Here is a 4,388-nt window from a genome sequence, read left to right as displayed (position 1 = left end):
GCTGCCGGAGGCACTGGCATTGTTGCCCACCGCCACCGACGAAACGCCCGAACTCACGGCACCTGAGCCCGCCGCGACCGACCCCACACCGCTCGCTGCGACCTGATTGCCAAGAGCAAGCGCGAAATTGGCCGTGGCACTGGCAGAAGATCCGAGTGAAGCGGTATTTGACGCCGTGGCCTGCGCACCCGATCCGGCGGCGATGGAATTGGAGCCTGTCGCCGCTGCATTGAGTCCAACGGCGGTGGCGTTCGTTCCCGAGGCAACGGAAGCAATGCCAAGAGCAGTTGCGTACTGCGCGTTTGCGATCGAGTTAACGCCAAGCGCCGTGGCGCCGGGAGCCAACGCCTGGGCATTGGGTCCGATTGCCGTAGCGTTGAGACCTTCGGCAATCGACAAGCACCCTATAGCGATCTCATTGAAGTCACCAGAGCCACCAAGCGCCGCAGCATTGTTCGAGCCGCAATTACCGCTGATCGCGATCTGGCCGGTGCCAGAGGTGGTACCGGCTCCGGCGTTGTATTGCGCCAACGCCATTCCGGGCACCATGACGCCTGCCAGTATCGGCAACGCTGCCATGGTCGACTTCCAGCTTAGTCGGGCGCACCGGTGTCTGATTTCCTCGCTGATGCTCGGACTCAGGTGCCAAAGCGATGGCCGGCCGTTTGCACGCTGTCCACCATCCACGCTGCCTCGATGACAAGTGGCCAGTTCAGAAGCCACCACCCACTGCTTCAACGAAGCGTTCCAGACTTTGCTGTAGATCCTGTTCATGGCATCTCCGAAAACCGCTTCCATGGGCACTGAAAAATTGCCCTATCCTTTTGCGCGAACCACGCCCCGCGCCGAAAGGGAATCCCCGGCAAGCAAACGATCGTGAAGCGTCTCGGAGGGAAATCAGTGACTAGCCACCGACGTCGATTTGCCGGCACACACCCTCCTGACATGCGGGACTCACTCAGTCCGACCCACGCTCGCCAACGCCGAAGGGAGCGTCGCGCACACGGGATTCGCCCTTACGCTCGCAACGCGACTGGTTCGCGCGCTGTATGTAGTGCGTGTTCATTGAACGGGAATGAGGCCGCATGCAATGCGCAAATTCGGAACGCCGCATGCGCAAATACGGCGATCGATATGCAAATTCGGCAGAGCTCCGATAGCTCGACGAAGAATGTTTAGATTCCTCCGGGACTAGATCCGGAAGAAGCTCAACGTCGCTAGAAATATGTCGACTCGTCGACACGCACGACTCGTTTACAAAGGCGCTAAGAGGCCATGTCGCAGGTGCGCATCAGCGTCATGCTAGGGTGCTCACCGAACGCGCGCCGATAATTGGCAGCAAATCGTGAGAGATCCCACAAGCCGCAGCTCATGGCTACCGCCTTGACGGATAGTCTGCCTGTACTATGCGTGGAAAGCAGACGACTTGCCTCATGCAACCTGAGCAGGGAAAGGTAGCGGGTGGGCGACACGCCGAGCATATCGTCGAAAACGTGACGCAGACTGCGTTCGCTTATTTGTACAGCGCGGGCCACTTCGTCCATGTAGATATCGCGGTGCAAATGCGTGCGCATGAAACGGACCGCCTTGCGTAAACTCGGATAATGCAGCCTGTAGCTGTAAACGTGCGACGAGGCTGGACCGGTGTGGGCCAGCATTTCGTCCCAACTACGTGCATCGATCAGGATGTCCATCAAACCGCTCTCGACAAGTGCGGCCATGCTTTGGCTCGTTCTACTGGTTAAACTCTCGAACATCACCGCATAACGATGGCCCAGCCCGCTGCCGGCGAGGCATTCCGGCCGGAATAGCGAAAATTGACGACCTGGTGAACCGAAGGAATCGGAATTCCTTTCGACAACCTGCATTACGTCAGAGTGAATCGGGGCCATCACAATGCTGATACAGGATTCCGGCCCGAGCATCACCTCGCACGTGCTGTCCGGCAACACGATCAATGCTGTACTCGACAACAACGGCATGCCAGTACACCAGCTCCCCTGCGCTGCATGATGCACGTAGCAAAACAAGTAATGGCCAAACGGCAACACGAAGCGCCCGTGAAAAGCGAAATCGACAACGAAACTGCACAGCGTCGCGTTTCCGTGCCGGTAGCTGCCCAATACACCGCTTAAGCCGCCCTCACGCAGCGAAATGGCCTCCAATTTGCAAAGGTCGAGCACCTTGCGCATGACATCGATACCAGCCAGTGCGACTTTTCGTTCCACCAAGGCCAAAGACGCCTCCATGGCTTTCCCCTGTATTCAAAATAACGTGCGTAGCAAGCGCTTCGTGGGATACGCCTGCAAGTTCAACGACTGCGCAAGATCGCGCGACATCAGGGAGATGCCAGTAAAGGAAATGACGCAATGACGCCACGCTTTGTCAGCGTCGCTAGCCGCCGTTCAACGAAGCAGGTGCGATGGAACGCGACACATTTGTCTCCACGGCATCATCGCCACTCACTGGGGAGGTTTGCCTGGAATGCAACAGAAGCTTCGGCAAGCACTCGTCTGCACGGTACAGACCAGTGGACTACGACAAACTGCGATGTACATGAAGCCCCCAATATCTTCAAACAACATTCCCGCTACACAACGTCCGCAGGATTTAGCCTTCCTGGGCAGTTGGCGCGTGTTACCCGTTTGACATCTGTCAAAAGCAAGTAGTTGATAAAAACTGCTTGCCGATCGGGCAGAACTCGCGCACCGCTAAAGGCGTTGAACGCAGCGTATGCAGCGGAACGGAGGGAGGGAAATAAGAAAATTCTCATACTGCATCGACACGTTGTGAAGTATCCAAAGAACCACCCTTCACATCCGCTGTCTTGGTAAAGACAGCCTTCAATAGCTACTCACCATACAACCCGTGCATGCGTGCGTACTCGAAAAGCTGGCGATCGTTGGTAAGCCCCAACTTGAGCATAGCGTTGCGTTTCTGCCGGCTGATGGTCTTGATGCTTCGATGCGTGAAGGCGGCTATTTCGGTCAAGGCAAGCCCCTGTGCAAACAGTCGCACCACTTCCGCTTCGCGCGCAGAGAGATGGCGAACGGCGTTGCCATGTTCCACATGCTTGTCGACCGCTACGCTACTGCCATCGATGAGATGCTCGCCAAGTTGCCTGCTTACGTAGGTACGGCCAGCACGAACCGTGCGCAGCGCAACGAGCAGCTCATCCACCATGGAGGCCTTCTCCACCACGGCAGCGGCACCTTCCCGGTACATGGTTCTGAATATTGCAAGATTCCGCAGCATGGTCAGCACGACTACGCGCAGTCTGGGATGACGCCGGCGCAATTCGCGCAGCAGTGCGACACCGTCCAAGGACTTGTCTTCGCCCTGCATCAGGAAATCGACGATAACCACATCACTTGAAGTGTGGTCGAGCACGTGGAGCAGTTCGCTCCCGTTGGAAGCCTCGGCGACCACCTCGTACCCTTCACGGCCATGCTGCAATAGAGTGCGCAAACCTATACGCACTATTTCATGGCTATCTGCCACAACGATCCGCACGCCCACCCCGCCCTGCCTGGCTCCGTGCGAGAAACTTGCCGACAGGACATCGCCGCACGAAAGGTTTTGTATCGATCTAAGTGGTCAATTTATCCTGTTGGCTGAACATCAAAGTGCCAAAGTAATCACATATTTGAACATCACTATCTACAGCTCACCTACTTGGCTTGTCTTTTGAGTACGGCTGCTCGCTTGCGCTGCTCCCGTATGGAATACGGTCATGCAATGGGACTTCCATTTTGCAATTCTTGTTTCAGTCCAAAGAAAGCAATACCGATTCCTACAAACGGGCTTGTGGATCACCAACGAGCGACCTACCTCGGTCGGGCTTGGACGGGACGAACATCGAATGATACTTGGGCTAACGCTGTGGACTTGGCCCTATCTTCAGGATGATGCAACCGCTACCTGCGATACGCCCTAATCGCGCCGCTCTGTTGGTCACTTTCAACTGCAACATGAGCATTCGGTATTCGTATCGACTCGGAAAGACGTTTCACCTATCTTCCGTAAGTTTGTCCCTTACGTCCCTTTGGGTCGACATCGCGCAATAAAAACATTCGCCATCCATCAACGTCGATTGAGCTTTTGGACGTTCTTGAAAGTTGGTGTATGTGCCATGTTTCCCGCCGTCTTGGTCAGTATCGTCGCTCGGCTTTGTCTCTTGGCAAAATGCGGACCGTACGACCCACCGGGCGGGAAAGGACTATGTCTCTTCGAAAAGAGTTTGGATCGCCGCCATCAACTCACCCGAACTACATGGTTTGTAGAGGAGCGTAAAGCCGTTCAGCTCATCCTCGCGTTCACGGCCCACATGCCCACTTAGCAGCAAAATCCGCAAGTCTGGATGTTCTGTGATGGCCCGTTGCGCCAAC

Annotated in this window: 3 protein-coding genes; all 3 read right to left on the bottom strand. The window is 56.0% G+C overall.

Annotation, left to right across the window (positions count from 1 at the left end):
• Positions 1-774: ESPR-type extended signal peptide-containing protein (locus tag VK725_RS04430; protein ID WP_325316846.1), on the bottom strand; the 774-nt coding region annotated here is incomplete at its 3' end.
• 491 nt (positions 775-1,265) lie between these two features.
• Positions 1,266-2,249 carry an AraC family transcriptional regulator gene (locus VK725_RS04425; RefSeq protein WP_325316845.1) on the bottom strand — a complete coding sequence of 328 codons (984 nt, stop codon included), beginning with the start codon at positions 2,247-2,249 and terminating at the stop codon, positions 1,266-1,268.
• Between the two features lie 601 nt (positions 2,250-2,850).
• Entirely contained in the window at positions 2,851-3,513 is a 663-nt protein-coding gene (locus tag VK725_RS04420; RefSeq protein ID WP_325316844.1) for a response regulator transcription factor, read from the bottom strand.
• Between the last annotated feature and the right edge of the window lie 875 nt (positions 3,514-4,388).

The sequence above is a fragment of the Dyella sp. genome, from assembly GCF_035486915.1.
In the GTDB taxonomy this organism is placed as follows: domain Bacteria; phylum Pseudomonadota; class Gammaproteobacteria; order Xanthomonadales; family Rhodanobacteraceae; genus Dyella_B.
Note: the sequence above shows the minus strand (reverse complement) of the source record. Positions and strands in the feature narration are given on the sequence as shown.